This is a genomic window from Streptomyces rubradiris, assembly GCF_016860525.1.
In the GTDB taxonomy this organism is placed as follows: domain Bacteria; phylum Actinomycetota; class Actinomycetes; order Streptomycetales; family Streptomycetaceae; genus Streptomyces; species Streptomyces rubradiris.
This window is the reverse complement of record NZ_BNEA01000007.1, coordinates 38,194-62,290: the sequence shown is the minus strand read 5'-3', so window position 1 is coordinate 62,290 and position 24,097 is coordinate 38,194. Positions and strand designations below refer to the sequence as shown.

The window sequence follows — 24,097 nt, the reverse complement described above, 5'->3', positions numbered from 1 at the left end:
GGCGCGGCACGGACTCCCGGCCGGAGCTTCACACTTGGGGCATTCGGTGCGTTGCGCCGCACTCACGGCCTGACCGGGCCCACGGTCCACCAGGCAGTCTCTCAGGACCGTTGGGCACAACGCCCTGGTTGTGAGAGGTTTTCTGCGAACGGCGACCTGCCGAAACGTGATCACTCGCGGGCCGTTCGCAGAATCCTCGCAACTGGCCATTCAGGAGAACGCGGTACGCGGCCGTCGTTGTGCCGTTGACCCGGGGGACGGACATGACCATCTCCTGGGCGCGGGCTTCCCAGGGGGCGGACCGTCAGCGGAACAGGCGGAAGAATCCACGTATCTGCTCGACCAGCGACTCCGGCTGCTCCAATGCGGCGAAGTGGCCGCCGCGCGGCAGCTCCTCGAACCAGCGCAGGTCGGTGAACCGCAGCTCGGCCTCCCGCCTCGACGGGCGGGTTATGTCACGTGGGTAGACCGACAGCCCGGACGGCGCGGTCACCTTGTCCCGGAAGTTGGCGAAGCTCTCCCAGTACAGGCGCGCCGACGACGTGGCCGACGCGGTGAACCAGTAGACCGAGATCTCGTCGAGGATCGTCTGCCGCGACAACGCGTCCTCGGGATGGCCGTTGTTGTCCGTCCACGCCCAGAACTTCTCGGCGATCCAGGCCGCCTGCCCGGCCGGGGAGTCGGTGAGGCCGTAGCCCAGCGTCTGCGGCCGGGTAGCCTGGATCGCCGAGTATCCCCGGCCGGTGCGCTGCATCTCTTTTTCGGCCTTGAGATTCGCCAGCTCCGCGGGCGTCGGGTCGTTGAACGTGCCCGCCGCCACGGATCCCAGGTTCAGGTGGACGCCGGCGACCCGATCGGGCGCCACTTCGCCCAGCGCCGCGGACACCGCCGAGCCCCAGTCACCGCCCTGCGCGCCGTACCGTTCGTAACCCAGCGAGACCATCAATGTGTCCCAGGCGCGCGCGATGCGGGTGATGCCCCACCCGGTCGTCGACGGCTTGTCACTCCAGCCGTACCCGGGCAACGACGGCGCGACCACGTGGAACGCGTCCGCCGGGTCACCGCCGTGCGCGCGGGGGTCGGTCAGCGGGCCGAGGACCTCCAGGAACTCGAGCACCGAACCCGGCCACCCGTGCGTGAGCACGAGCGGGAACGCGTCCGGCTCCGGCGAGCGGACGTGCAGGAAGTGGATGCCCAGCCCATCGATGGTGTCGCGGTACTGCGGGAACACGTTCAGCCGCTCGGCGAACCCGAAGTCGTAGTCCTCGGCCCAGCTGCGGCACAGCTCCTGTGCATACGCCAGCGGCAGCCCCTGTGACCAGTCGTCCACCGGCTCGCGCTCGGGCCACCGTGTCCGTCGCAGTCGTTCACGCAGGTCCGCGATCTCGGCTTCGGTGATGCTGACCTCGAATGGCTCGGCGGACATGGCAAGGCTCCTTGCTGGTCGAGGCGTTGTCGGATCAGTTGCAGGTGGACCGTCAGCGCGGGCTCCCACGCGGGGTACCCGGTTCGGGGCGGCGGTCGGCGGTAGGACGTCGGGTCAGGCTGAGGACGAATCCGGACAGGGGGAGTGCCGCAAGCACCGCGAGGGCCATCGGCGCCGGCGCGATGCCGGACAGACCCGCGACAGCGGCCGGACCGATCCCGCCGCCCAGAACGTTCATGAAGCTGAGCAGGCCCTGTGCGGTGTGGCGGTCGTCCGCGGCGACCAGCTCCGGCGCGAGGCTCACCGGTACGGCTTGGGCACCGGCGAACCCGTACACGGCCAAGGCCGTGCCGAGGACGATCGGGACCGGCCCGGTGAAGACCGCGACCACGAGCACGCCGATGACGGTGAGCGCCGGGGCCCGGCCGACACCTTGCCAGCCGGTGAACCGGTCGGTCAAGGTGCCGACCAGCCGTCCGGCCGGCACCGAGCAGGCGGCGGCCGGGACCAAGAGCACACCGGCTTCCACGGGGCCACCGCCCGTGGCCTGCTCGATCATGGACAGGGCGCGGAACAGCACCCCGTAGTAGCCGGCGAAGACGGTCCCGCCGATGAGCCCGGCCGCCAGGAAGCCGCGGGATGCGATCACCCGTCGGGGCGAGAGCCCGTCGGGCGTGCTGCGCACACGCACACGCCACCACAGTCCCACGGCGGCGAGCGCCCCGGCGGCGGCCACGACGAACGTGACCGGGGCGGGCAGGCCGGCCGAGTGTGCCTGCAGCAACGTGATCAAGGAGCCGGCGAGTACCGACAGAACGGCCGTGCCGACGACATCGAGTCGCCCGGGGTTCCCGGCACGAACCATCTGCCTGATGCCCGCGACCTGGTGGTTCACGGCGTTGAGCCAGGTAGGAATCTTGCAGACGTCAGCGGATGGTGAGTCCGCCGTCGACGGCGAGGATGGCGCCGGTGGTCCACTGGCCCGAGGCCAGGTAGACGGCCGCGGTGGCGATGTCTTGGGCAGTGCCCAGGCGTCCCAGGGGGTAGGAGTGCTCGATCTGCTCGTCGTGTGCGGTGCGTTCCTCTGCGGTCATGAGGGCGAGATAGGAGCGTTCGTACTTGGGAGTGCGGACAGCGCCGGGAGCGATGGCATTGACGCGGACTCCCTGGGGGCCGAGTTCACTGGCCAGCGCCCGGGTCATGGAGTTGAGCGCTCCGCGGGTGGCGGAGTAGGCGGCCGAATGACGGCCGGCGACCATTTTGCGGGCCCAGTAGCTGCTGATGTTGATGATGCTTCCCCGAGCGTTCACGAGGGCGGGCAGGAGTTGCTGGCTCAGCAGCAGCGGCACCTGGACGTTGAGGTGCCACATGGTGTTCATCTCGTCGACCGTGGTGTCGGCAAGGGAGGCGAAGTGTGCGATGCCGACGTTGTTGACGAGGGTGTCGACCCGATCGGTCAGGTTTCCGACGTGTGCGGCGATCCGGGCGGGGGCGTCGGGCGCGGAGAGATCCGCGGGGACGGTGTGCACGACAGTGCCGTGCCCGCCGAGTTCCTTGGCGGCGGTCTCGAGCTTGTCGCGGTTGCGGGCGACGAGGATCAGCTCCGCTCCGTCGCGGGCGAGGGCATCGGCGATGGCCAGGCCCAGGCCCTCACTGCCGCCTGTGATGACGGCGATACGGCTGGTGGTGCGGTGCTCGGGCATGTCGGATTGCCTTTGTGTGGTCGGTGGAAGCACTCAGGGTCGCGAACCGGCGTAGCTCGTCGAGGTGGTCGCTGCGGGCCTTCTCGATATCGGCGAGGGCGTCGCTGCGAAAGGGAAGGCGCGGGGCGGGAGGGCTCGGCATATCGGCGAGGGCGACGAGGGCCTGGGCCATACGGGCGAGGTCGCGGACCTGCCTTGCCGCGGCGTTGACGGAGCGCGCCGGCGCTTCGTGCACGGGGAGGGCGGCGCTGCCGGGCAGCCGGCTCGCCCAGCGCTTTGGCCGCGCGCAGGGTGGGGCAGAGCGGCGCGCAGGACATTGGCAGCGGCGAAGAAGCTCACTTCGGCAGCGGCGAAGAAGTTCACTTCGAACTGGGCGCGCAGCTCCGTGTCGTCCAGTTCCTCGAAGGGGCCCGCCAGCGCGTAGCCGACGTTGTTGACGACGACATCGAGGCGGCCGAACCCGGTGATCGCGTCATCCAGTACCAGGCGCAGCGTACCGGCGTCGGTGATGTCCACGCTCACGGTGCGCAGGCGCCCGGGAAAGGCGGCGGCAAGCGGTTGCGACGGCTCGTCGTCGCGGGTGACCGCGATCACTCGCTCACTTGAACTCAGAACCTCACTGACCAGAGCCTGACCCAACCCGCCGGACGCGCCAGTGACCAGCCACACGCAGGACCCCATGCTTCGCACCTCTCGCACGAGCCAAACAAGCGGACAGGTCTTGTCCGTTTCTGCGAGAGTAGAGGAGGCGGACAGAAGCTGTCCACTTATGGATAAGATGGGGTGATGAACGCGGAGCGGTCTGCGACGACCCAGGGGGCGGCGATGCCCGTGCGCGCCGACGCCCAGCGCAATGCCGCGCGGGTCCTCGCGGCCGCGCGTCGTGCCGTCGCCTCTACCGGCCTGGACGTGAGCTACCACGAGATCGCTCGGGAGGCCGGCGTCGGTGTGGGCACCGTCTACCGGCGCTACCCCGAACGCGACCAGCTCATGGCGGCGGTGCTGAGTGACATCCTCACCGAACTGACCGACACCGCACACCAGGCCCTGGACTGCGATGACGCCTGGGAGGGCTTCTCGTCGCTGTTCACCAGCCTGGCCCTGCGTACCGCTCAGAACGCGGGACTGTCCGGCTCCCTGGATCAGCACGGCGGGCCCGCTGTCGCCCAGCAGCGCCGCGAGCTCCTCGACCTCACCCGGAAGGTCATCGAACGTGCTCAGGACCAGGGACGTCTTCGCCGGGATCTGGCCTGGCAGGAAGTGCTACGGCTGACCGGCGCCCCAGCGGTACAGGGATGCGTGCTGGGACTTGAACCTGATCCCGCACACGGTCACCACTTCGTGCTGACCGTTCTTCTCGACGGCCTACGGACCGACTGACACCGGCGGCGTGCCGAAGCTCTCAGGAGCGGACGACATCGCCGGGACGATGCCGTCCACGCACTCGGCGCGTTCCATGAATGCGAGTCTTCTGACGTTTCAGCAGCTCGGGACCCATGCCTCGGATGGTGGAAGGCCGCCTGACCCCAGCGAGTAGGAATCAGCGAACCGTCCAGCTCTGGCAGACGATCTGCTGCGCAGATTGCCGCCGACGACCAGCAGAGCACCCCGAGAGCCGGTCACACCAGTCCTTTGACCTACGCTTTCAAGTTGGTGGAGGCTCACGGCAGTTCACCGCTCCCGCGCGCCGCATGCCTTGCCGAGCCGTGCGTGCACGGCACGCCATGCCTGTTCCGCCAGCAGCAGGCTGGAAGCGGTGAGCAGGCAGACGGCCCACTGGGCGGTGTTGAGGGCGACGGTGTCGAAGGCGTCTTGGGCGAAGGGCGCCTGCACGGCGGTGATCTGGAGGACGAACACGGCCGCCAGACAGAGCCAGAGAGAGCGGTTGCGCAGTTGGTGGCGGCCCAGGACGGGTCCGTCCTCGCTGCGGGCGGCCAGGGCGTTGAAGAGCTGGAACAGTACGAACGTCGTGAACGCCATGGTGGTCGCGGTGGCGGTGTCGTCGGTGAGGGCTTGGGCGGCGGCGAAGACGGATCACGGTGCCCGCGGCCATGACGATGCCGGTGCGGGTGATGGCCGTCAGGCTCCGGGTGTTGAGGACGTGTTCGCCGGGCGAGCGCGGCGGACGATGCATCACATTGCGCTGTGGCGGGTCGATGCCGAGGGCCATGGCGGGCGGACCGTCCATGATGATGTTGACCCAGAGCAGTTGGATCGCGGACATGGGGGCCGGCGGTCCGGCGAGCACGGTGGCGAGCAGCGTGAGGATGGCGCCGATTGACGGTCACCCCGGCCGCCTGGGTGAGCGCGACTGCGTCGCGTGCCTGGGGACGCGGTGGATCGGCGATGCCCGCGATCGCGGTGAGTGTCAGCCCGGTCGCCTCATCCGCATGGCAGCGGTCGCTCACGGCGGTGGCGGCGCCGAGGACACGCAGACCCTCGCCGCCCATGCGCCGCGCGACGTCGGTGACCTCGCGGCGGCGCTCCGCTGTGAGGGAACCGGGCCCTGGTCGGTCAACAGGTGGGTGCACCGGTCCATCAGGACGTCGACCGCCCCTTTGGCGTGCACGAGGACGGATTCGTCGCACCCCGGGTGGAAGGTGACCATGTACTTCGCGGCCGGGTCGAAAGGGATCTCCCCGGTGCGCGGTGTCCGGGCACGCAGGCCGGGTCGAGACCGGCCTTGGGGGCGAGGACGAGCAGAGGGCGGCCTGGGTGGGGTCGTTGATGACGCCGTCGGCGCCGAGCCTGGCGTCATTGCACAGGCGAACGGCAGGACGGCCTCCCGGAGGTTCGGACCTGGCCGCCCGTCGGCCGTACGGACGGTCCCGGCGGTGTCGTAGCCCTCGCCCGTCACGTCGTAACGGCATCCGGCCGTGGAGCGAGCCGAAGCCGTCGGCGTTGAAGCTGTGGATCACATCGCGAACCCGGTCGGCGCGGGAGAAGGTCATCCTGGTGATCTTCGCCACCGGCATGCCCTGCGCGGACAGCAGTACCATCTGGGCCCGCCGCCAGGTCACCACCGATCCAGTGCCCCTGCGGATGATCCGCAGTAACCGCTGACCCTCGCCATCGTCGATCTCTCGGACCTGTGCGCGTATCGCCATCAGCACAGAGTGGCCGCCCCCTGCCACCCGGTACAGCACCCGGACGGCGCGTCACATCAGGCCAACGTTCGCTGTTGCAACACGCGGCCGCTCTGCCTCGGAACCGTGCACCACGCCGCCGCGTCTATCACGGGCATGGGCGAGAGAACCGCGGAACGGGCCACGGATATGAACCCGAAGACTGAGGGCGGCGCCGGATGCCTACTCGCCGGCCTCGGTGCGACAGCCGCGCCGCTTGTCTGGGCACCGCGCGCCGCGGCGAGTATCGACGGAGGATTCGAGGGACATGCCCGCGATCTGAGCGTACTCTTCATCGATCTGCCGCTCATCGTGCTCGGCGGCGCACTGGTTCCGCTCTTCGCCTGGGCGTTGGCCACCAGATGGGTGCACCGCCCCTGGGTCGCGGCACTCGTAGCCTTGGCCACGCTCGCGCTCGCGGTGTGGGGGCTCACCGAGTGGTGGACCCCCCGCCGGCAGCCAGACCCCGGTTACGGACCTGGAATCTGACAACGGCGTCCGCACATCGCAGCGCGACCAGCAGCCCCAGGATCACAACATCCCCGCGCCGTCGACTGAAGGGCAAATGTTGTCTGATGCGGTACTAGGTCGCTCCCTCCGTCGGTGCTCCAGGTCGGGAAGCGGTCAACGGTCAGTGCTGAAGAGTGGCCACAACCTCGCCTACCAACTGCTGTGGCTCACCGACGCCCGCGGTGCCGCGGCCATCCTCGACCACACCATCCCGCGCACCCAACACCCCACCGCACGCGCCCTCCTATACCTCCGCCAGGCCCGCGCCCTCGCCGCCCTCGGTGAGGACGGCCCGTGCCGCCGGGCCCTGACCGCCGCGGAGAAGGCGCTGCGGGCCCCTCTTGCGATCCGGCGCCCGCCTGGTGCTCCTGGATGGGGATGGCGGACCTGGCCGCGGACAGCGGCAGGTGCCTCGCCGGTCTCGGCCAACGACGACGGGCTCACCAGCTCATGGACGAGGGCATCGCCCTGCTCCCGCTTACGCCGCTGGGTCGAGCGGACGTCACAGGGGGAGTTCGGCCTGGGTGAGGTCACTGTGCTGGTGGCGCCGCTCGTGTGGATGGTGCTGCAGCAGTTCGCACAGGAACTGGCTGGTGTGACGGTACGAGCGGCGCCAGCCGACTGTCCGCAGCGTGGCGCAGGCTGTGCGGCAGCCCTGCAAGCGTCTCCGCCCTGCCGCGGCTGGACGAGGCACAGCGCGCGGAACCGCGCGTCGTCGTCACGCAGCGCGCTCAGGAGGCAGGGCTCGCCGAGGCTTCGGCCAGACAGCTCGCGTCAAGTGTCATCCGCCACATCGAGCGCAACCAGTAGCCGAGCCCGCCCGTGCAACAGCCGTCGTCCACAGAGATTGGGGCCTATTACCGTCGATGGAGCGTCGGCAAAACCCGCAGGTTCATCCTCCTGCTCCTGCTCCTGACCACCTCGGGCATGTTCCTGATCAACACAGCGGCGGAGACCATCCTGTGGCGCCCCGCGTACGCGCCTTGCATACAGGCGTACGACGACATCAGCCCCCCGTCAGCAAGCAACTGGCGTCCTGGTCAGCCGCCGTTACCGTGGCTGGCCTTGCGGATGTCGGCCTTCTGACGCTCTTGGTGTTCTGGTTCATGCCAACCCGGCGCCTGGCCTGGTGCCCGTGCCCGCTTCCGCCAAGTTGTACAAGAACTGGAAGGCCTACGAGAACGGTGCGGTCTGCCAGTGCGCCCGAGCTATGTCGTCGAACTCAGCGCACCGGCGAAGTCGGCGGTGGTGTTCGGCCGGCCGGGCCTGCTGGTTCTGTGTCTGGACAACACGGCCTGGTGAATACGCGGCGGCGTCCGTGGCGTCGGCTCGCTCTACTACCTCGCCCGTGGGCGGTCGTGACGTTCACCGTGCTCACCTCGGCCGTCCTGCACGGTGTCACTGCCCGGGCCGGTGGTGTCCCGTCTCGACCGGCTGTGCGGAGCCGCGCCTGCGTACCCGGAGAACCGCTTCCGGCACCGTCGGCTCACCAGGCGCGGTCGGAAGGCTCCTCGTGCAGGACGGTGCGGGCAGAGGCCGCCGGCACTTCACTCCTGACGGACCGACGGGACAGTGGCCCGGGAGAGCAGGCGGAGGGCGGCCTGTGACGGGGAGCCGGGTTCGGCGATGGCGAGCACGATGTGCCGTTCCTCGTCCTGCGGGGGACGCAGGCTGTGCTGCCGGACGGTGAGGCTGCCGACCAGCGGGTGGTGCATCTCGTACACCGCGGAGTCACAGGGGCTGACCCTGTGATCGGCCCACATGGCGGCGAACTCCGCACTCCTCGTGGTCAACTCGTCGACGAGCGAGGTGAGCAGCGTGTCATCGGGGTGCCGGCCGGCCGTCATACGGAGGTTCTCGACGACGGCCCTCGCCTTGCTCGGCCAGTCGGCGTACAGCGCGCGGGTGCGGGGGTCGAGGAAGATCAGGCGGACCAGGTTGGGCCGGTTGCCGGGATCCGCCGGGCCGGCCGGGTCGAGGTGGGAGGCGAACAGCGCGTGCCCCGTCCGGTTCCAGGCCAGGACGTCACCGCGCCGCCCGCTGACGAGGGCGGGAACGTCACCGACAGCCTCCAGCAGGTCGAGGGTCGCCGCGTCGAGGTGTTCGGCGGGCGGGCGGTGGACGGCCGTACGCCGCTTCGCGCGGTCCGCCAGGTCGTGGAGGTAACGCTGTTCGGCCTCGTCCAGGTGCAGCGCCCGGCCGATGGCACCGAGGACCTCCGGTGAGGGGCCCATGGACCGGCCCTGTTCCAGACGGGTGTAGTACGAGGAACTCACACCGGCCAGCAGCGCCAGTTCCTCACGGCGCAAGCCGGGCACCCGGCGCCGGTCTCCGTAGTCCGGCAGCCCGACATCCTCCGGACGCAGCCGAGCCCGCCGAGTCCGCAGGAAGTTCCCGAGTTCTCGCTGTCCGCTCATGTGGCCCAGTATGCGGGCCTCGCGTGCCGGGAACCTGACCCGGCCGGGGATAGGCACGGTCCGGTCTGGCTCGGTCGCCGTGATGCCGCTGACATGGGTTCCGCACCGTTCACCCGCCGCGACGACGGCACCCCGTGCGGCGCACCTCACGTAAGGACGTCCACATGACCGGGCTCTTCGGCACCGCCGCTGCGTCCGCGGCGCTTGTCCGGGAGCTGTCCGGCCGAGACCGCCGACGCGTACGGGCCGTGCCACGCCGGACAGCCTCGTCGCCCCTTGAGAAAGCGCAGGGAAAGCCACCCATGAACACCATCACCCTGGGTGATGTCACGCTCACCCGTGTCCGGGAGTACTTCGGGCCCGTGGACATGACCCCCGAGACGTTCTTCCCGGACAGCCCCGCGCAGGCGTGGGAAGAACACCGCACCATGCTGGTCCCGGACTTCCTGGACGACGGCACCCGGATCGTCAACTCGGCGATCCAGACCTGGCTCCTGCGCAGCGAGGGCAGGACCATCCTCGTCGACACCGGCGTGGGCAATCACAAGGAGCGCCCGTACGCCCCTGTATGGAGCCGGATGGACACCGGATTCCTGGACAACCTCGCCCGCGCCGGAGTCCGCCCCGAGGACGTGGACATCGTGATCAACACACACCTTCACATCGATCACGTCGGCTGGAACACGTATCTCGACGGGCGTACCTGGGTGCCCACTTTTCCCAACGCCACCTACCTGATGCCGAAGGACGACTTCGACTTCTGGAACCCGGAGAACGGCCATAGGAGCGTACTCGGCCGCGGCAACCAGAACGTGTTCGAGGACAGTGTCGCCCCGGTGCACCAGGCCGGCCAGACACTGCTGTGGGAGGACAGCCACCAGATCGACGCCGGTCTGCGCCTGGAGTCCGCCCCGGGGCACACCCCCGGGTCCTCCGTACTGACGCTCACTTCCGGGACGGACCGCGCGGTCTTCGTCGGCGACCTGCTGCACAGCCCGGTGCAGATTTTCGAACCGGACTCCAACAGCTGCTTCTGCGAGGACCCCGCGCAGGCACGCGCCACCCGCCGCAAGGTCCTGGGCTGGGCGGCGGACAACCACGCCCTCGTCGTGCCGGCGCACCTGGGCGGCCACGGCGCCGCGCACGTGGTACGCGACGGCGGCAAGTTCGCGATCAAGCACTGGGCTCCTTTCGCCGCCCGCACCGAACAGGCTGAGCTCTGCGGAAAGGCACTGCGGTGAACCATCGCACCGACCCTGTCGTCACCACGACGCGGGGACCCGTCCGCGGTCTGCACCAGGGCGGCGTCGCCACATTCCTGAACATCCCCTACGCCGCCCCGCCCCGCGGTGCCGGCCGGTTCGCGGCGCCCCACCCGCACGAACCGTGGGACGGCATACGGGACGCCACGACGCCGGGGCCCAACGCTCCGCAGGCCGGACGCGAACTCGGCCGTCTGGACATGTCCCCCTACTTCGGGGCTGGTTGGAGCCGTGGCCAGGACTACCTCACGGTCAACGTCTGGACGCCCGCCGACAGGGACGGCGACCTGCCCGTCATGGTGTTCGTCCACGGCGGTGGGTTCGTCGCGGGGTCGACGCGGTCCGCGCTGTACGACGGTTCCGCCTTCGCCCGCGACGGTGTCGTCCTCGTCACCCTCAACTACCGACTCGGCATGGGCGGGTTCCTCGACCTTCCCGGAGCGCCCGCCAACCGCGGGCTGCTCGACGTCGTGGCCGCGCTGCGCTGGGTACGGGACAACATCGCCGCCTTCGGCGGTGCCCCGCACAACGTCACCCTGTTCGGCCAGTCGGCGGGGGCGACCGTCATCGGGGGCGTCCTGGCCACTCCCGAAGCCGCGGGACTGTTCCACCGGGCGATCGTCCAGAGCGGCAACGGCCTGGGCGCGTTCACGCCCGAGCAGGCCGCCCGCGTCACCGGGGCGGCGGCCCGGATCCTGGGCATCGAACCGCACGCCGACGCCTTCGCGGAGATTCCGGACGCCCGCCTGGTGGAAGCGGCCTCCGCGCTCGCCGGCACGGACCTGCGGACGGCCACTCACCGCGATCCGCTGGTCGGGCTCAGCCCTTTCAGCCTGGTCCTGGACACCCAGCCCGCGGAATCCGTCGCCGCGGGCCTCGGCGCCGACGTCGACCTGCTCGTCGGGACCAACACGGAGGAGGGAAACCTCTATCTGGTCCCCTTCGGCACGTACGCCACCTCGACCCGTGCGGACGTCGACGCCCTCGCGGCACGTGTGCATCCCGATCCGGTCCGGCTCGTGGACACCTATCGCGAGACCCGCCCGAGGGCGACCTTCGGCGAGCTGCGGTCGGCCATCTTGGGTGACGCCCTGTTCGGCGCGGGCAGCCGGGCCCTGGCCGACGCACACACCGACCGGTCCGGTGGCGCCACCTACGCGTACGAGTTCGCGTGGCGCTCCCACGCCCTGGACGGACGACTGGGTGCCGCCCACGCGGTGGAGCTGCCCTTCGTCTTCGACCTCACGCACCTGTCCCGGTTGCACGGTGCCCATGCCCTGCTCGGCCCCGACGGACCGCCCGCCGGTCTCGCCCCCCGTATGCACGAGACATGGATCCGGTTCGCCAGGACCGGCGATCCCGGCTGGGCCCCGTACGACACCGTGCGCCGGGCCACCATGCGTATCGACACCGACTGGACGCAGACCGACGACCCTCGCGGCCGGGAACGCCAGGCATGGACCTGACCCGGCACGCACATAGTGCGACGCGTTCTCCTTCACGAGGCGAGCTGTCCGCACCGGGCGAGTGCGACAGCCATGGGGTCGTGACCGGAGCTGTTCCCTCCAGAGCGCCGAGGGACCGCGCGAACCAGACCTGCTCGAACCGTTCGGTGGCGACTGCGGCGGCTCTGGCAACGACGCGGAGCACCTCTTGCCCGAGGTACCGCACTTCGTGCGGCCCCCGGAACGTTCTGCGGCGTGGAGGGCCTGCGGTGCTCGGTGCCGGGGCCGAACCGGGGGTCGGGTCAGCGAGATCCGTCGCCTGGATGGTCAGCCCTCGTCCGCCGCCGATCCGGCCGCCCTGGGAATGGTCTCGTTGATGAGGCCGGCCAGGCGGTGCAGCTGTGCGGCGAGTACGCGCTGCTCCTGCGGAGTGAACTGCGACAGGGCCGCGTACTGGCGCGCGCGCAGCTGGGCCCACATGACCGCGAGGTGTTCGGCGCCTTCCCGGGTGAGGCGGATGAGGACCTGGCGCTCGTCGTGCGGTGAGCGGCGTCGGGTGACCACGCTCCTGCGTTCCAGCGGAAAGGGCTGAACCCGCGGACGGCTACCGGACCCCCGGCCGGCCGCTCGTCGGCAGGGGCGGTGCTGGTGCCGTTGTCCGACCGGCCTGGGGCGCCGGCCTACCGCTCGGCCCGCCCCGCCAAGCCCCCAGCGCGTGCCAGAACCACGGCGAAGCCGAGCCGCGCCCCCCGCCTCCCGGGAGAAGACCAGGTCGTACGGGTGGCCGATCGGCAGCGCGCCGCCGATCCGGTGAACAAAGCCATCGCACCTGGCCGAACACCGGGCGCTGGTTCAGTCGGTGAAGCGCACCGTCACATAAAGGTCTTCGGGGGCAACGCCGTGTTTGCCGGGGTCGCCCTTTCGCGAATCCGCCCGCTGGGGATGTCGAGCGCGGCCTGCTGTGCGGCGCGCGCCTGGTCGTAGACCTCGTGCGCGACCTGGACGGTGGTGCTGCGGCCGTCGGCGCGGCCGGTGAAGACGTGCACGCCGTGCCGGTCGGGATCGGCACTGTCGTGGCTGCGCGGCGCGGGCAGGTGGATCTGAAGCGGGCGCGCAGCGTGTCCTTGCCCAGCGTGGTGAGCACAATCAGCCGGGCCAGGACGTTCGGGTCGGGGCCGGCCAGTTGTCGCCACAGATCGAGCTGGAAGGCCATGTGGGCGTCCGCGCGGCCCCGCCCGCCACCAGCCGGGGGAGCGAGGCGACTCGGTCCGGGTACAAGGCGGCGCCCGGCGCCGCGACCACCGGGCCCAGCGCGTGGCCCACGAGGTGGAACCGGTCGAGTCCCGCCTCCCTTGCCACCGGGGGCACTGGTCTCTCCCGAGCCCTGCAGAACCGGCGACGACGATGGTGTAGCGCTCACTCGGGTCGGCGATGAACGGCGGCCAGTTGCTGCCGGTCGCGGTGGCGCCGGTGCTGTGCACCAGGACCAGGCCGGGCCCCGCTGCATGTGACGAGGCAGTGCGCCCTTGGTGACGCCGCCGGAGGTAGGAACGTCGACGAAGGGCATGGGGGACTCCCAAGAGACGGAGGAGGTGATGAGAGGGGGCGGGCGTTGCTCAGAGCAGGTCGGACAGGGCCGCGCGCAAGGCGGCCGTGAACCGGTCCGCCTGGTCCTGCTGCGCCATGTGCCCAGCGCCGTCGATCACCGTGAGGCGGCTGCCGGGGATCAGGGCGGCGAGTTCGCGGGGCACCGACAGCGGCACCTCGGTGTCGAGTTCGCCGTGCAGGAAGTGGGTGGGCACACGCAGGGCCGCCACTCGTTCACGCGGGTCGTAGCCGGCCTGGTCGACGACGAGACCGTCGATACGGAAGGTCGACTCCAGGAGCTGGGCCACCGTCCAATCGATCATCGCCGTGCTCGCGCCGGGCCGGTACCAGTGCGGCACGAAGTCGGCGAGGGTGCCCGCGCGGTCGGCGCGCAGGCCCGCGAGCAGCTTGTCCATGGCGCCCTGACGCCCGCAGAAGTGGTGGACGCCTGCGTCGACGGGGATGATCGCCCCGAACCGGTCGGGGGCCGCGAGGGCTGCCTCGATGATGAAGGCACCCGCGATCGACGAACCGATCATCACCGGCCGGTCAAGTCCCAGGGCGTCGACGAACTCCAGCACATCGCCGGCGAGCCGACTGATGGTGTAGCCGTCGGCAGGCCGCTCGGAGCGCCCGCAGCCCCGCCAGTCAAGGGTGATCACGCGGTGGTCGGCCATGAGGTCGGCCGCCTGCGCGTCCCACACCCGGCCACTGGTGCCCCAGCCGTGCAGGAACACCAGGGGACGGCCCGCGCCGAGGTCCTCGTAGTGGAGAGCGATGCCGTCGACCGTCGTGTACGCCATGAGGATCTTGCCCTTCCCTGCCGACCCGGCCTGCCTGGCCGGTTCGCTGTGGTGATGGGTAGATTCCAGCGGACGGGCGCCCGTCGGCCAATGAGTGATCTGCTCCTGGACTCATCACCGATCGTGATGGGTCGTGAAGGGCCGTGCTGGGACGTGATGAGCGAGAGGTCCGGGGGGCGGGACGGCGTGGAACTGCGTCAGATGAAGTACTTCGTGGCAGTGGCGGAGGAACTGCACTTCGGGCGGGCCGCCGAACGGCTGTACATCGGGCAGCCCGCGGTCAGCCAGCAAGTGCGGCGACTGGAGCGGGAGTTCGGCGTCACCCTGTTCGACCGCAGCAAACGGGCCGTGCGGCTGACCGAGGCGGGCCGGGCGCTTCTGCCGCACGCCCGCGCGATGCTCGCGGCCGAGCGGGCGGCAGCCGAGACGATGGACGTCGTACGCGGCGAGCAGCAATCCACTGTCCGCATCGGTACGAGCGTGGGGCTCGGGCTGCGCCTGGACGGAGTGCTGACCGCGCTGTCGGAGCAAGCGCCATGGCTGCTCGTCGAACTGGTCAGCGGCCCCACGACGACACGGTTGCAGCAGGTGCGTGACGGGTACCTGCACGCCACGTTCGTGCGCGGCGCCGACCGCGCCCCGGGCCTCGAACTGCTGCCGCTGTGGCGGGACGAACTGGTCGCGGCGCTGCCTGCCGGGCATCCGCTCGCCGAGCGGGACCGGGTCGACCTCGCGGACCTGGCCGGGCTGCCGCTGCGGATCGCATCCCGCGAGAGCAATCCGTATCTGGTCGACGTGGTTGTGGACGCCTGCCGGGCGGCGGGTTTCGAACCAGCCATGGGACCGGCGTTCACCACCGATCAGGACACCCTGGCCGCGATCGCCGCGGGCCGGCCGAGCTGGACCGTCTACTTCGCCTCCCAGGCGGCCGTGCAGCCCGTGCACCGGATCGCTTTCCGGCCCTTCGCCGACCCGGCCAGGGCGCCCTCCCTGCCGACATACCTGGCGACGCGCCCCGGCCCGCCGTCCCGTCGGCTCACGGCCCTGCTTCAGGCGTGCAACCAACAGGCAGAGCAGCCGACACGGCAGCCGGCCTACTAGCTCTGCCGCCTCATCCAACAGGAGCTCGACCGTGCGCACCGCCGCAACCTACCCGCGATCGCCTCCCGCCTCCGCCACCGGCGGGAGCGCAAGGCCGGCCGATCGGGCGGTGCCCCTCGATGCGTGGATGGCCTCGGCGACACGTCGTATAACGCCTACGGCTTGACCGACGACGTGATCGGCGATCCGACCGTGGCGAAGTCCGGCACCCCCGCGTAGTCGGGCAGCTCGATGCCGTTGATCGCGCGTCCGACCAGCTCGGTGAACCACTCGCTGGCGAAGTCGGGGCGCGGCTCGGTGTCCGGCCCAGAGACGTCACGGCTGCGGGCGTTCAACCGGCCGATCTCCTGGTTGGCCTCGACGAACGACCGCATCCGCGCCTCGTAGCGGGCGAACCCGGCCTCGGGGACCCACCCGGCAGCGGCCAGCTCTCCGGCCAGCAGGTAGGCACCGACCAGTGCCAGCCCGGTGCCCTGCCCGGACATCGGCGACGAGCTGAACGCCGCGTCCCCGAGCAACCCCACCCGTCCACTCGACCAGCGGTCCATCACCACCTGGGCGACCTGGTCGAGGTAGAAGTCCGGAGTGTCGTCCAGGTGCGCGAGGATGTCCTGGGTCAACCAGCCCAGGCCCGCCATCCGCTCCCGCAGCAGGACCTTCTGGGCTGCGACGTCACGGTGGTCGACGTTGAAGTCGGCCGAGGCGAAATAGAACATGGCCATCGCCCGGGTGGCGTCCTGGGTGGGCCGCAGGAGGGCGGAGCGCCCGGACTCCTGATCCTGGTACTCCAGCAGCCAGCGGTCCAGTCCGAACTCGTTGGGCACACTGCAGAAGGCCAGCACGTGCCCGAGGTGGCGGAGGAACCGCTCATGCGGCCCGAAGACCATCGCCCGCAGCTCCGAGTGCAGCCCGTCTGCCCCGACCACCAAGTCGAAGCGCCGCCGGCTGCCGCCCGCGAAGACCACCTCGACCCCGTCCGCGTCCTGGGCGAGCCCGGCGATTCGGTCGCCGAAGACATACTCGACCCGGTCGCGGGTGTCGTCGTAGAGCACCTGGGACAGATCCCCGCGCAGGATCTCGATATCCGCGATGAACCCGTCGCCACCATCGTCGTCGGCATGGAAGGTTTTCAGCACCTGCCCGTCCGCGTCCACGGTGTGCGCGCCGGCGGTGTCGGTGCATGCCGCGCGCACCGCCGCGTCCAGCCCCATGCGCCCGATGACTTCCTTGGCGACCCCGCGCGCGTCCACCGCCTGCCCGCCGGGGCGCAGCTCGGAAGCCCGCTCCACCACGGTCACTTCAGCCCCCCGCCGGCGCAGCCAGTGGGCCAGCGCGGGTCCCGCGATACTCGCCCCCGCCACCAACACCCTGGGACCGCTCACCCTTGATCCCTGCCCGCCCGTCCGGATCGCGTGGCCCTGGTCGGGGTCGTCGACGCTCATCACAGCCTCCCTCTACTCCTCCCGCGCTGGAACGTCCCCAGCACAGGCCCACCGCTGTCGGCGTATCCAGCCGTATCGACAACGGATCCGCGCAAAACTCATCGGTCACGGCAGACATCGATGACATCAGCCGGGCCGGGGCCGTCGACGTCGCGCTGTACACAACGGCTCCGTCGGCGCGATCCCCGCCGAGCACCCGGAGGTCGACTGGGAGCAGCTGCGCACGGTGGACAAGGGTCGGCGCTCCATCTGTCCCATCCCGGTGACCGCCCTGGCCGGGGAGAGCGACGGGATCGTGACCCCGGCCTCCGCCTGGTCCGTGTTTCCCGGACATCGGCGGACTGCCGGGCGACCACTTCACCATCTCCGGCCCGACAGCCTCACCCACCGCTCGTACACCACACTGAAACGACTCCTCCTGGAGGCACGGCCCCGAGACGGAGCGCGGCCCGCGGAGGAAGCAGGGCCCGGTCGCCCCCACCCGCTGCCTCGAATGCCGCAACGCGTTCGTACTGCCCTCGAACCTCCCCCAGCTTCTGCTCTTCTCCGACCATCTCGAACGCCTGTGGCTGCGGCTGTCGCCTCAGCTCTTCCACACGCTCTGGGGGCAGAGCCGGGTCAACGTCACCGAAGCGATCAAGGCCCGCACCGACGCAGAGATCGCCCAGGTCCGCCGCCAGATCGTCGAAGGCGTGGCGGCCTTGCCTCTTCCCCTCTCGGCACACGTGGAGTTGGATGCATGACCAGCCGTCTGCCGCTCGCCCTGCCCGTCTCGGTCTTTCGGAACGACGAGCCCGTCATTCAGTCCCACCCGCTCCTGGAAGGCGCCTGTCCGCCGCTGTTCGGCAACACCGGCTGCTGGGACCTGAACGGCATCGTCCGCAGGGCCCCGAACCTGGCTGCCGCCGGTTTCCGCATGATCTTCCGCGAGCCGGATCCTCAGTGGAATCTGCTGGCCCGGGAGATGGCCATGATCTGGTTCAACCCGCGCCACCCAGCCGTACTCGCCCGCAGACTGCATCTTCCGCCCGACCCGGTGGCACCGCACACGGTCTCCCAACGCATCGGACACCTGCGAGCCCTGCACGCCTGCGGCGTCTCCCGACAGCTTCCCCCATGGGTCGGCGACTGGCTCGACGACGATTTCAATCAGTACACCGGGCGCAGCACCACGCTGTCCCAGGCCGTCGGCTGCGCCCTGGCCGATGTACTGACCCCGCCGGCGGGCGGGAGGACGGTACCTCGGGATGAGCCGTTTCAGCCAGGGTCGGGGAGTTCCTGGCGCAGGTCGAGGTAGCAGCGCAGCCGGACGCCGGGCTGTCCCGGGTCCCGCGTGGTGTGCTCCGCGGCCGTCGCCCACCGGCCGGCGAGCATCTGCTGGAAGGCGAGGGCGGTTGCGTCGCCGGCGGCCGCGATGTCGACACGACGAGCCCCGGCTCCTTCACGTGCGTCTCGTTGATCGGGTTCACGTAGAGCACCACGCCACGCTCTCCGTGAGGGTTCCGCCGGCATGATGTGTTCACTCAGCCGGGTGCGGCTGGTGCCGGCCTGACTTACTGATCGTTTCAGAATGAGGTTCGCAGGCGGCGGAGGCATATGAGGCTGCAGGCCAGCTCGAGCAGGCCCTGGTGGAGATCAGCGCGTCGTTCGTAGCGGGTGCGGAGCCGTTTGAACTGGTGCAGCCAGGCGAAGGCGCGCTCGACCACCCAACGCACCTTGCCCAGTCCTGAGCCGTGAGCGACACCGCGTCGGGCGATCACTGGCTTGATACCGCGCTTCCACAACAGGCGGCGGTACTTGTCGAAGTCGTAGCCCCGGTCGGCGTACAGGCGCCGGGGCTTGCGGCGGGGACGTCCGCGCAGCCCCCGGATCGGTGGGACCGCGTCCAGCAGCGGCAGAAGCTGGGTGGCGTCGTGTCGGTTGCCGCCGGTAAGCGTGACGGCGAGCGGGGTTCCGTGGCGATCGACGATTAGGTGGTGCTTGGAGCCCGGGCGGGCACGGTCGACGGGTGAAGGGCCGACATGATCCCCCCTTTGAGAGCCCGGACGTGCGATCCGTCCACGGAACAATCGTCCGGGTCCAGCAGGTCGGCACGGCGGAGCTCGGTCAGCAGGGCGCCATGCAGGCGTGGCCAGACGCCGGCCTCGGTCCAGTCCCTCAGCCGGCGCCAGGCCGTCACACCAGAGCAGCCCACAGTCTCTGCGGGAACATCGCGCCACGCGACACCGGTCCGCAGCACATACATGACGCCGGCGAGGGCCACTCGGTCGGGAACGCGCAGCCGTCCGGGGTAGCGGCGGCGACGTTCGGGAGTGGGCGGCAGCAGCGGGGCCACCCGCTCCCACAGGTCATCCGGGACAAGATCAGCACACACCTTGGACACCCTGCTGACCAAGATCGTCGAGCACGGCGTTCTCGTGGGCGCGGCTCGCCGGACCCGTCCCGTGGGACGCGCACTTCGTTCTCGACATCCCTTCGGAGAGGGAGCATGACAACGCGAGGAGGAAGCCCCCACACCCGTCGACCACCGGGTCACTGAACACGAGCACTGGCTCGCCGGCTTCCGCTCGTTGCGTACGTGCCGGCACTCGGCACGTTCCTGATGGTCACGACCAAGTCCGTGGTGGCCGGTCTATTCACCGGAGATCGACGTGCATGTCATCGCGCGCGGGCATCGTTATACTCCGGTTCCCCGCTTTCGAGGACGCGGAGTAGGGACGCCGTGACGACACGCGTCACACGGCCGATGCGTAGCACACGGCACGGAAACTGCCCGCTGCGGATCAGGTCGTATCCCTTAGCCCGTGAAAATCCAAGCGCCCTTGAGGCGTCTTCCACGCTCCCCGTTCCGTCCCAGGTGGCGCGGATGTGAGCAGGGCTATAGCGAGGGCCCAGAGTCTCTTCGATCTTCGTGTGCATTCTGCATTCTTTCGTCTGATGGGTAGCCCCTACCGGGCCTACGAACGTCGCACGCGCCCGTCATCGCGGTCACTGTCAATACTCCGCGCTACCGCCGGTTTGGCTAACCGGCGGTTCTGGGCTATGTTGCTTCGCTTGCCGTAGAAGGGCCCCATTCTGGCGGCGTGAGGTACGACGGAGAGGAGTCGGCAGCATCCAACAGTTCACGTCATTACTCAGCACGGTGACGAAGGGCAGTAGTCACCACAGAAGAGTTGGGTGTTGCATGGGTTTCCGATGACGCATCATGTGGAGTGCGTGGCGATCCTGGAGACTGCCGAAAATGGCCGCTGACCTGCGGTTTCGGTGGGTGCACATGATGTGCGCCATGTGCGTTACGGGCGATATCTTGACGCTCGAATGACGCTCTGCGAGGCGTCTTGACGTTCATCTGACGCTCGTTCTGATGAGGTGTCAGGCGCGTTGCGCCACTGGCCGGCTGGCCTGATGGGGAGGTCCGTGAGGCAGAGGTGCCAGTAATTACCGGTGTCAAACGGTCATGCTCAGCCGCATGACTAGAGCGCCCCGAGCACACCAGCAGAGCCTGCGAGGGCCAGGTGGTTCCGGGCACACCCTCACGCAGTCCGAACGGGTGTCAGCGGGGCGCGTCGGTCCCGCGGTGGGCGATGCGCTCGGAAGGACTGGCCGACATGGACGGCGCAGGGCGGATCGTGGTCATCGGCGTGGGCAATGAGTTCCGCCGTGACGACGGGGTGGGGTGGGCGGTGGTGGAACGTCTCGCCGAGCCGGGGTTCCCGGCGCCCGCTCTGACCGGCGTCGGACTCGCCTTCTCCGACGGTGACCCCGGGCGGCTGATCGGGACCTGGCGGGGCGCGTCGCTCGCCATCGTCGTCGACGCCGCGCACGCCCATCCCGGGTGCCCCGGCCGGGTGCACCGGCTGGAGATGGCACGGGGTGAACTGGCCGCGTCGTCCGCAGCCAGTTCGCACGGCCTGGGACTGGGCGAGGCCGTGGAACTGGCTCGCGTTCTCGGATGGCTGCCGGAGCGGTTGGTCGTCTTCGCAGTCGAGGGTGAGGACTCTACGGTGGGCCGCGGTCTCTCCGTGCCGGTCCAGAACGCTGTCGCGTCGGTGGTCGACCGCGTACGGCGAGAGATCCTCCGCCACCGCGCGGTCCTGAGGGGCCTGTCGGCATGAGCGGAGTCAGGCAGACCTGGCGCATCGAGATCTCCGGAACCGTCCAGGGCGTGGGCTTCCGGCCGTTCGTCCACCGCACGGCCAACGCGCTGGGCCTGGACGGCTGGGTACGCAACGTGGACGGTCACGTGGTCGCGGCGGCGGCCGGACCGCGGGATGCGCCGGAGCGATTCCTGGCCCGTTGCCGGGACGAGGCGCCACCCCTGGCCGTCGTCGGCACCGTCACCGTGGGCCGTCTGGACACCACCGACCCCCACGGCATCGCCCCCGGTTCGGGTTTCGTCGTACTCGAGAGCACAGCGGGAGCGGCTACCGGGCCGGTGCGCCAAGTCCCGGCGGACGCGGCGCCCTGCGCCGACTGCCTGCGCGAAGTCCTCACCCCCGGCGATCGTCGCTACCGCTACCCCTTCATCAACTGCACCGCGTGCGGTCCACGGGCCACCGTCATCACCGGCCTCCCGTACGACCGTGCGTGCACCACGATGGGGGCCTTCACCCTCTGCACGGCCTGCGCGCAGGAGTACGCCGACCCGGCGGACCGGCGGTTCCACGCCGAGCCGCTGGCCTGCCCCCGCTGTGGCCCCCGGATCTCGTGGTGGGCACCGGAAGCAGCGTACGGGGGTGAGGAAGCGATGAGTGCCGCCGCGGACGCGGTGCGCGGGGGCGCGTGGTGGCTGTCAAAGGGGTGGGCGGTTATCAGCTGGTGTGCGACGCCACCGACGCGGCCGCCGTGGCCGCCCTACGGCGCCGTAAGTGTCGCCCCGACAAGCCTTTTGCCGTGATGGTGCCGGACCTGGCCATGGCCCGGCGGCTGGCCGACGTCGGGCCTGTCGAACGCGAGCTGCTGAACTCGCCCGCCTGCCCCATCGTGCTGCTTCCGGCACGCCCGTCCTCACCCCTCGCGGCGGGAGTCCACCCCGGCACCTCGCGCGTCGGGCTCTTCCTGCCGGCCAGCCCGCTGCACCATCTGCTGGCGCGCGATGTGGACCGGCCGGTGGTGTGCACCAGCGGGAACCTGGCCGACGAGCCCCGGGCCATCGACGACGCCGAGGCACGAACGCGCCTCGCGGGCGTGGCGGACGGCTTCCTGACGCACGATCGCGCCATCCACGCCCGCTGTGACGACTCGGTGGTGACGACCCTGGGCCGTCAGGTCCTCACCATCCGCCGAGCCCGCGGCTACGCCCCCACGCCGATGCGGTTGCCCGTGGCCGGCCCGGTCCCGGCTCTCGCGGTGGGAGCGCAGCTGAAGCACACCTTCACGCTGGTGGCCGGTGACCGCGCCGTGACCGGGCCGCACACCGGGGACCTGGCGGATCCGAGAACCGTGGACGCCTTCGAGGCGGCCTGTCGTGGCCAGTCACGGCTGGCCGGGATCGATCCGCAGGTGGTCGCCCACGATCTGCATCCCGGATATGTCTCCACCCGATGGGCCGTCTCCCGCTGGCCGGCCGAGCGGCGCATCGCCGTCCAGCACCACCACGCCCATGTGGTGGCCTGCGCGGCCGAGCACGGGCTGGCCGGTCCGTTCACCGGCCTCGCCCTCGACGGCCTGGGGCTGGGCGATGACGGCACGCTGTGGGGCGGTGAGGTGCTCGTCGCCGACCTGACGGGATACCGCCGCGTCGGACGGTTCGGCACCGCGCCCCTGCCGGGCGGGGAAGCGGCCGTGCGCGCGCCCTTCCGTATGGCGCTCGGCTATCTGTTCGGCGCGGAGGACCTGGGCACCCCGCCGCCCACCCGGCAGCTGACGGACACGTTCACGGCAGACCGGCCTGCCGACGAGGTCCGCGCCCTACGGGCCATGGTGGACCGCGAGGTGAACTGTCCCCGCGCCTCCAGCTGCGGGCGGCTGTTCGACGCGGCGGCGAGCATCCTGGGACTGTGCCACCGCGTCAGCTACGAGGGACAGGCAGCGGTCGCCCTTGAGGCGGCAGCCGGTGACGTGGAGGAGGAGCCGCTGCCGTGGCGGCTGGTCCGCGCCGGGGACGGCCAAGACGCGCTGTGGGTGTACGACCCGTTGCCCACCCTGACCAGACTGCTGCGGGGACGGGCCGAAGGCGAGCCGGTCCGGCGCCTGGCGGCGGGATTCCACTCCGCCGTCGCCGCGGCGGCCGCCGCACTGGTGGAACGCGCCGTTGCGGACGGCGCACCGCCCGTCGTGTGCCTGTCCGGCGGCTGCTTCCAGAACCTGCGCCTGCTGAGCGAGATCGGCGGGCGGCTGCGCGGAGCGGGACTGGAGGTACTCGTGGGCAGCGCGGTGCCCGTCAACGACGGCGGTATCAGCTTCGGCCAGGCGGCGGTGGCCGCCGCCCGGCTCGCGGAGGAACGCGAGAGGAAGGGGGAGACGCCGTGTGTCTGGGCATCCCAGGACGCGTGATCGACGCCCGCGACGAGGCCGGCGTGCGGATGGCGACCGTCGACTTCGGCGGCGTGCGCCGGGACGCCTGCCTGGAGTACACCCCCGAAGCTGGCATCGGGGACTACGTGATCGTCCACGTCGGATTCGCCATCACCCAGGTGCACGAGGCCGAGGCTCAGCGCACCCTCGCGGTGCTGCGCGCCATGGGCGGCGTGGAGGACGAGCTGGGGGAGCCGCTGCCATGACGGGCGACACGGCGGTCATCGACACCGCGGGGATGGAAGCACTGGTGTCCACCCTCATCCGGCGCGGGCGCGTCGTCGTGGGCCCCACGGTACGCGACGACGCCATCGTGCTGGCCGAGCTGACGTCCGCCCGCGAACTGCCCTACGGGTGGGGCGTGGAGCTGGAGGCCGGCACCTACCGGCTCCGGCGCCGCGCCGACCGGATGGCCTTCTCCCACAGCGCCGGCCCGCAGTCGTGGAAGTACTACCTGCATCCGCAGCGGATCCGGCAGTGGAGCGCCGACCGTGGCCCGGACGGCACGGTGACCGTGACGGAGGAGGCCGACCGGCCGCCGTCCTACGCGTTCCTGGGCGTGCGCCCCTGCGACCTGGCCGCCATCGCCACCCAGGACCGGGTGCTGATGGGCGGTCCGCACACCGACGACGTCTACCGGCGGCGCCGCGCCGGGGCGTTCCTGGTCATGGTCGAGTGCGTCGAGCCGGGGGCCACCTGTTTCTGCGTCTCCAGCCCGGTCAGGATGGCCCCCAGTTCCAGTAGCAGGGCGATGGGGGTC

Annotated in this window: 24 protein-coding genes and 3 pseudogenes; 11 read left to right on the top strand and 16 right to left on the bottom strand. The window is 70.4% G+C overall.

Features of this window, described 5'->3' with window-relative positions; all coding sequences use genetic code 11:
* Nucleotides 1-304: 304 nt before the first annotated feature.
* The 4 genes from Srubr_RS09570 to Srubr_RS41905 are packed head-to-tail and all read right to left on the bottom strand — an operon-like array spanning nt 305 to nt 3,810.
* Nucleotides 305-1,426, bottom strand: a complete 1,122-nt coding sequence (locus Srubr_RS09570; RefSeq protein ID WP_189997700.1) for an epoxide hydrolase family protein — start codon at nt 1,424-1,426, stop codon at nt 305-307.
* Nucleotides 1,427-1,478: 52 nt separating this feature from the next.
* Nucleotides 1,479-2,321, bottom strand: a complete 843-nt coding sequence (locus Srubr_RS09565) for an MFS transporter (protein ID WP_230426650.1) — start codon at nt 2,319-2,321, stop codon at nt 1,479-1,481.
* Nucleotides 2,322-2,352: 31 nt separating this feature from the next.
* Entirely contained in the window at nt 2,353-3,129 is a 777-nt protein-coding gene (locus Srubr_RS09560; protein ID WP_189997699.1) for an SDR family NAD(P)-dependent oxidoreductase, read from the bottom strand.
* Nucleotides 3,130-3,162: 33 nt separating this feature from the next.
* On the bottom strand, nt 3,163-3,810 hold the full coding sequence (locus tag Srubr_RS41905; RefSeq protein ID WP_351327103.1) for an SDR family NAD(P)-dependent oxidoreductase: 648 nt from the start codon (nt 3,808-3,810) through the stop codon (nt 3,163-3,165).
* Between the two features lie 105 nt (nt 3,811-3,915).
* Here Srubr_RS41905 and Srubr_RS09550 point away from each other — a divergent pair, with 105 nt between their 5' ends.
* Nucleotides 3,916-4,509 (top strand): TetR/AcrR family transcriptional regulator, encoded by a 594-nt coding sequence (locus tag Srubr_RS09550; protein WP_189997697.1) that lies wholly within the window; start codon nt 3,916-3,918, stop codon nt 4,507-4,509.
* A 291-nt stretch (nt 4,510-4,800) separates the two neighbouring features.
* Here Srubr_RS09550 and Srubr_RS41380 read toward each other — a convergent pair whose 3' ends face one another.
* The 4 genes and pseudogenes from Srubr_RS41380 to Srubr_RS41625 all read right to left on the bottom strand — a co-directional run.
* Nucleotides 4,801-5,109, bottom strand: a complete 309-nt coding sequence (locus Srubr_RS41380) for a cation-translocating P-type ATPase C-terminal domain-containing protein (protein WP_268257594.1) — start codon at nt 5,107-5,109, stop codon at nt 4,801-4,803.
* 112 nt (nt 5,110-5,221) lie between these two features.
* Nucleotides 5,222-5,317 (bottom strand): annotated as a pseudogene (locus Srubr_RS41375) (cation-translocating P-type ATPase C-terminal domain-containing protein); the annotation flags it as partial.
* Between the two features lie 216 nt (nt 5,318-5,533).
* Nucleotides 5,534-5,887, bottom strand: a complete 354-nt coding sequence (locus Srubr_RS40390) for a hypothetical protein (protein ID WP_229926870.1) — start codon at nt 5,885-5,887, stop codon at nt 5,534-5,536.
* Nucleotides 5,888-6,007: 120 nt separating this feature from the next.
* Nucleotides 6,008-6,236 (bottom strand): annotated as a pseudogene (locus Srubr_RS41625) (hypothetical protein); the annotation flags it as partial.
* A gap of 105 nt (nt 6,237-6,341) precedes the next feature.
* Here Srubr_RS41625 and Srubr_RS40385 point away from each other — a divergent pair.
* On the top strand, nt 6,342-6,743 hold the full coding sequence (locus tag Srubr_RS40385; protein WP_229926851.1) for a hypothetical protein: 402 nt from the start codon (nt 6,342-6,344) through the stop codon (nt 6,741-6,743).
* A gap of 1,568 nt (nt 6,744-8,311) precedes the next feature.
* Here Srubr_RS40385 and Srubr_RS09540 read toward each other — a convergent pair.
* The gene (locus tag Srubr_RS09540; RefSeq protein ID WP_189997695.1) at nt 8,312-9,181 is read right to left on the bottom strand and encodes a helix-turn-helix domain-containing protein; all 870 of its coding nucleotides are present in this window, start codon (nt 9,179-9,181) and stop codon (nt 8,312-8,314) included.
* 302 nt (nt 9,182-9,483) lie between these two features.
* Between Srubr_RS09540 and Srubr_RS09535 the strand changes: the two genes are divergently transcribed.
* Together Srubr_RS09535 and Srubr_RS09530 are read left to right on the top strand one after the other, a co-directional pair.
* Entirely contained in the window at nt 9,484-10,422 is a 939-nt protein-coding gene (locus Srubr_RS09535; RefSeq protein WP_189997694.1) for an MBL fold metallo-hydrolase, read from the top strand.
* Nucleotides 10,419-11,909 carry a carboxylesterase/lipase family protein gene (locus tag Srubr_RS09530; RefSeq protein ID WP_189997693.1) on the top strand — a complete coding sequence of 497 codons (1,491 nt, stop codon included), beginning with the start codon at nt 10,419-10,421 and terminating at the stop codon, nt 11,907-11,909. The genes Srubr_RS09535 and Srubr_RS09530 overlap by 4 nt, the downstream gene beginning before the upstream one ends.
* Nucleotides 11,910-12,215: 306 nt before the next feature.
* Here the strand turns inward: Srubr_RS09530 and Srubr_RS09525 are convergent, their stop codons facing one another.
* The 3 genes from Srubr_RS09525 to Srubr_RS09515 all read right to left on the bottom strand — a co-directional run bounded on the left by Srubr_RS09525 (nt 12,216) and on the right by Srubr_RS09515 (nt 14,278).
* Nucleotides 12,216-12,452, bottom strand: coding sequence for a helix-turn-helix domain-containing protein (locus tag Srubr_RS09525; protein WP_308439930.1), 237 nt, complete (start codon nt 12,450-12,452; stop codon nt 12,216-12,218).
* Nucleotides 12,453-12,760: 308 nt separating this feature from the next.
* A complete protein-coding gene (locus Srubr_RS09520) occupies nt 12,761-12,934 on the bottom strand; it encodes a hypothetical protein (RefSeq protein ID WP_189997692.1) in 174 nt (57 codons plus the stop codon).
* A gap of 570 nt (nt 12,935-13,504) precedes the next feature.
* Nucleotides 13,505-14,278, bottom strand: a complete 774-nt coding sequence (locus Srubr_RS09515; protein ID WP_189997691.1) for an alpha/beta fold hydrolase — start codon at nt 14,276-14,278, stop codon at nt 13,505-13,507.
* Between the two features lie 186 nt (nt 14,279-14,464).
* Between Srubr_RS09515 and Srubr_RS09510 the strand changes: the two genes are divergently transcribed.
* Nucleotides 14,465-15,379, top strand: coding sequence for a LysR family transcriptional regulator (locus Srubr_RS09510; protein WP_189997796.1), 915 nt, complete (start codon nt 14,465-14,467; stop codon nt 15,377-15,379).
* 155 nt (nt 15,380-15,534) lie between these two features.
* On the opposite strand, the gene Srubr_RS09505 is transcribed toward Srubr_RS09510, so the two are convergent.
* Nucleotides 15,535-16,821 carry an FAD-dependent monooxygenase gene (locus Srubr_RS09505; RefSeq protein ID WP_203854955.1) on the bottom strand — a complete coding sequence of 429 codons (1,287 nt, stop codon included), beginning with the start codon at nt 16,819-16,821 and terminating at the stop codon, nt 15,535-15,537.
* Nucleotides 16,822-17,560: 739 nt separating this feature from the next.
* On the opposite strand from Srubr_RS09505, the gene Srubr_RS09500 reads away from it, so the two are divergent.
* Complete coding sequence (locus Srubr_RS09500; protein WP_189997802.1) at nt 17,561-18,118, top strand: hypothetical protein; 558 nt, start codon at nt 17,561-17,563, stop codon at nt 18,116-18,118.
* On the opposite strand, the gene Srubr_RS40380 is transcribed toward Srubr_RS09500, so the two are convergent.
* From Srubr_RS40380 to Srubr_RS09490, 3 genes are all read right to left on the bottom strand, one after another.
* Entirely contained in the window at nt 18,079-18,195 is a 117-nt protein-coding gene (locus Srubr_RS40380; protein ID WP_229926850.1) for a DUF6207 family protein, read from the bottom strand. The two genes, Srubr_RS09500 and Srubr_RS40380, sit on opposite strands and share 40 nt — an antisense overlap.
* Before the next feature lie 191 nt (nt 18,196-18,386).
* Nucleotides 18,387-19,195 (bottom strand): IS5 family transposase gene (locus tag Srubr_RS09495; protein ID WP_189997794.1). Its coding sequence is split into 2 segments (ribosomal slippage): nt 18,387-18,856 and nt 18,856-19,195, totalling 810 coding nucleotides; the frame shifts between segments, so codons are not numbered across the junction.
* Nucleotides 19,196-19,479: 284 nt separating this feature from the next.
* Nucleotides 19,480-19,740 (bottom strand): helix-turn-helix domain-containing protein, encoded by a 261-nt coding sequence (locus Srubr_RS09490; protein WP_189997690.1) that lies wholly within the window; start codon nt 19,738-19,740, stop codon nt 19,480-19,482.
* A 689-nt stretch (nt 19,741-20,429) separates the two neighbouring features.
* On the opposite strand from Srubr_RS09490, the gene Srubr_RS09485 reads away from it, so the two are divergent.
* From Srubr_RS09485 to Srubr_RS09470, 5 genes and pseudogenes are all read left to right on the top strand, one after another.
* Nucleotides 20,430-20,936 (top strand): hydrogenase maturation protease, encoded by a 507-nt coding sequence (locus Srubr_RS09485; RefSeq protein ID WP_189997689.1) that lies wholly within the window; start codon nt 20,430-20,432, stop codon nt 20,934-20,936.
* Nucleotides 20,933-21,718: an acylphosphatase gene (locus Srubr_RS41620; RefSeq protein WP_308439929.1), complete on the top strand. Its 786-nt coding sequence runs from the start codon at nt 20,933-20,935 to the stop codon at nt 21,716-21,718. Before Srubr_RS09485 ends, Srubr_RS41620 begins: the two co-directional genes overlap by 4 nt.
* On the top strand, nt 21,604-23,316 hold the full coding sequence (hypF, locus tag Srubr_RS09480) for a carbamoyltransferase HypF (protein WP_308439928.1): 1,713 nt from the start codon (nt 21,604-21,606) through the stop codon (nt 23,314-23,316). The genes Srubr_RS41620 and hypF overlap by 115 nt, the downstream gene beginning before the upstream one ends.
* Nucleotides 23,289-23,543, top strand: coding sequence for a HypC/HybG/HupF family hydrogenase formation chaperone (locus tag Srubr_RS09475; protein ID WP_189997688.1), 255 nt, complete (start codon nt 23,289-23,291; stop codon nt 23,541-23,543). The genes hypF and Srubr_RS09475 overlap by 28 nt, the downstream gene beginning before the upstream one ends.
* Nucleotides 23,540-24,049, top strand: a pseudogene (locus Srubr_RS09470) (4Fe-4S dicluster domain-containing protein); the annotation flags it as partial. The gene Srubr_RS09475 and the pseudogene Srubr_RS09470, both read left to right, overlap by 4 nt.
* Between the last annotated feature and the right edge of the window lie 48 nt (nt 24,050-24,097).

What these genes read in the sequence shown, in the direction of transcription:
- Srubr_RS09570 (WP_189997700.1), bottom strand. Translation starts at nt 1,426, where the DNA reads ATGTCCGCCGAGCCATTCGAGGTCAGCATCACCGAAGCCGAGATCGCG.
- Srubr_RS09560 (WP_189997699.1), bottom strand. Translation starts at nt 3,129, where the DNA reads ATGCCCGAGCACCGCACCACCAGCCGTATCGCCGTCATCACAGGCGGC.
- Srubr_RS41905 (WP_351327103.1), bottom strand. Translation starts at nt 3,810, where the DNA reads ATGGGGTCCTGCGTGTGGCTGGTCACTGGCGCGTCCGGCGGGTTGGGT.
- Srubr_RS09550 (WP_189997697.1), top strand. Translation starts at nt 3,916, where the DNA reads ATGAACGCGGAGCGGTCTGCGACGACCCAGGGGGCGGCGATGCCCGTG.
- Srubr_RS41380 (WP_268257594.1), bottom strand. Translation starts at nt 5,109, where the DNA reads ATGGCGTTCACGACGTTCGTACTGTTCCAGCTCTTCAACGCCCTGGCC.
- Srubr_RS40390 (WP_229926870.1), bottom strand. Translation starts at nt 5,887, where the DNA reads ATGACGCCAGGCTCGGCGCCGACGGCGTCATCAACGACCCCACCCAGG.
- Srubr_RS09540 (WP_189997695.1), bottom strand. Translation starts at nt 9,181, where the DNA reads ATGAGCGGACAGCGAGAACTCGGGAACTTCCTGCGGACTCGGCGGGCT.
- Srubr_RS09535 (WP_189997694.1), top strand. Translation starts at nt 9,484, where the DNA reads ATGAACACCATCACCCTGGGTGATGTCACGCTCACCCGTGTCCGGGAG.
- Srubr_RS09515 (WP_189997691.1), bottom strand. Translation starts at nt 14,278, where the DNA reads ATGGCGTACACGACGGTCGACGGCATCGCTCTCCACTACGAGGACCTC.
- Srubr_RS09505 (WP_203854955.1), bottom strand. Translation starts at nt 16,821, where the DNA reads ATGAGCGTCGACGACCCCGACCAGGGCCACGCGATCCGGACGGGCGGG.
- Srubr_RS09500 (WP_189997802.1), top strand. Translation starts at nt 17,561, where the DNA reads ATGACCAGCCGTCTGCCGCTCGCCCTGCCCGTCTCGGTCTTTCGGAAC.
- Srubr_RS40380 (WP_229926850.1), bottom strand. Translation starts at nt 18,195, where the DNA reads ATGCTCGCCGGCCGGTGGGCGACGGCCGCGGAGCACACCACGCGGGAC.
- Srubr_RS09490 (WP_189997690.1), bottom strand. Translation starts at nt 19,740, where the DNA reads ATGCACACGAAGATCGAAGAGACTCTGGGCCCTCGCTATAGCCCTGCT.
- Srubr_RS09485 (WP_189997689.1), top strand. Translation starts at nt 20,430, where the DNA reads ATGGACGGCGCAGGGCGGATCGTGGTCATCGGCGTGGGCAATGAGTTC.
- Srubr_RS41620 (WP_308439929.1), top strand. Translation starts at nt 20,933, where the DNA reads ATGAGCGGAGTCAGGCAGACCTGGCGCATCGAGATCTCCGGAACCGTC.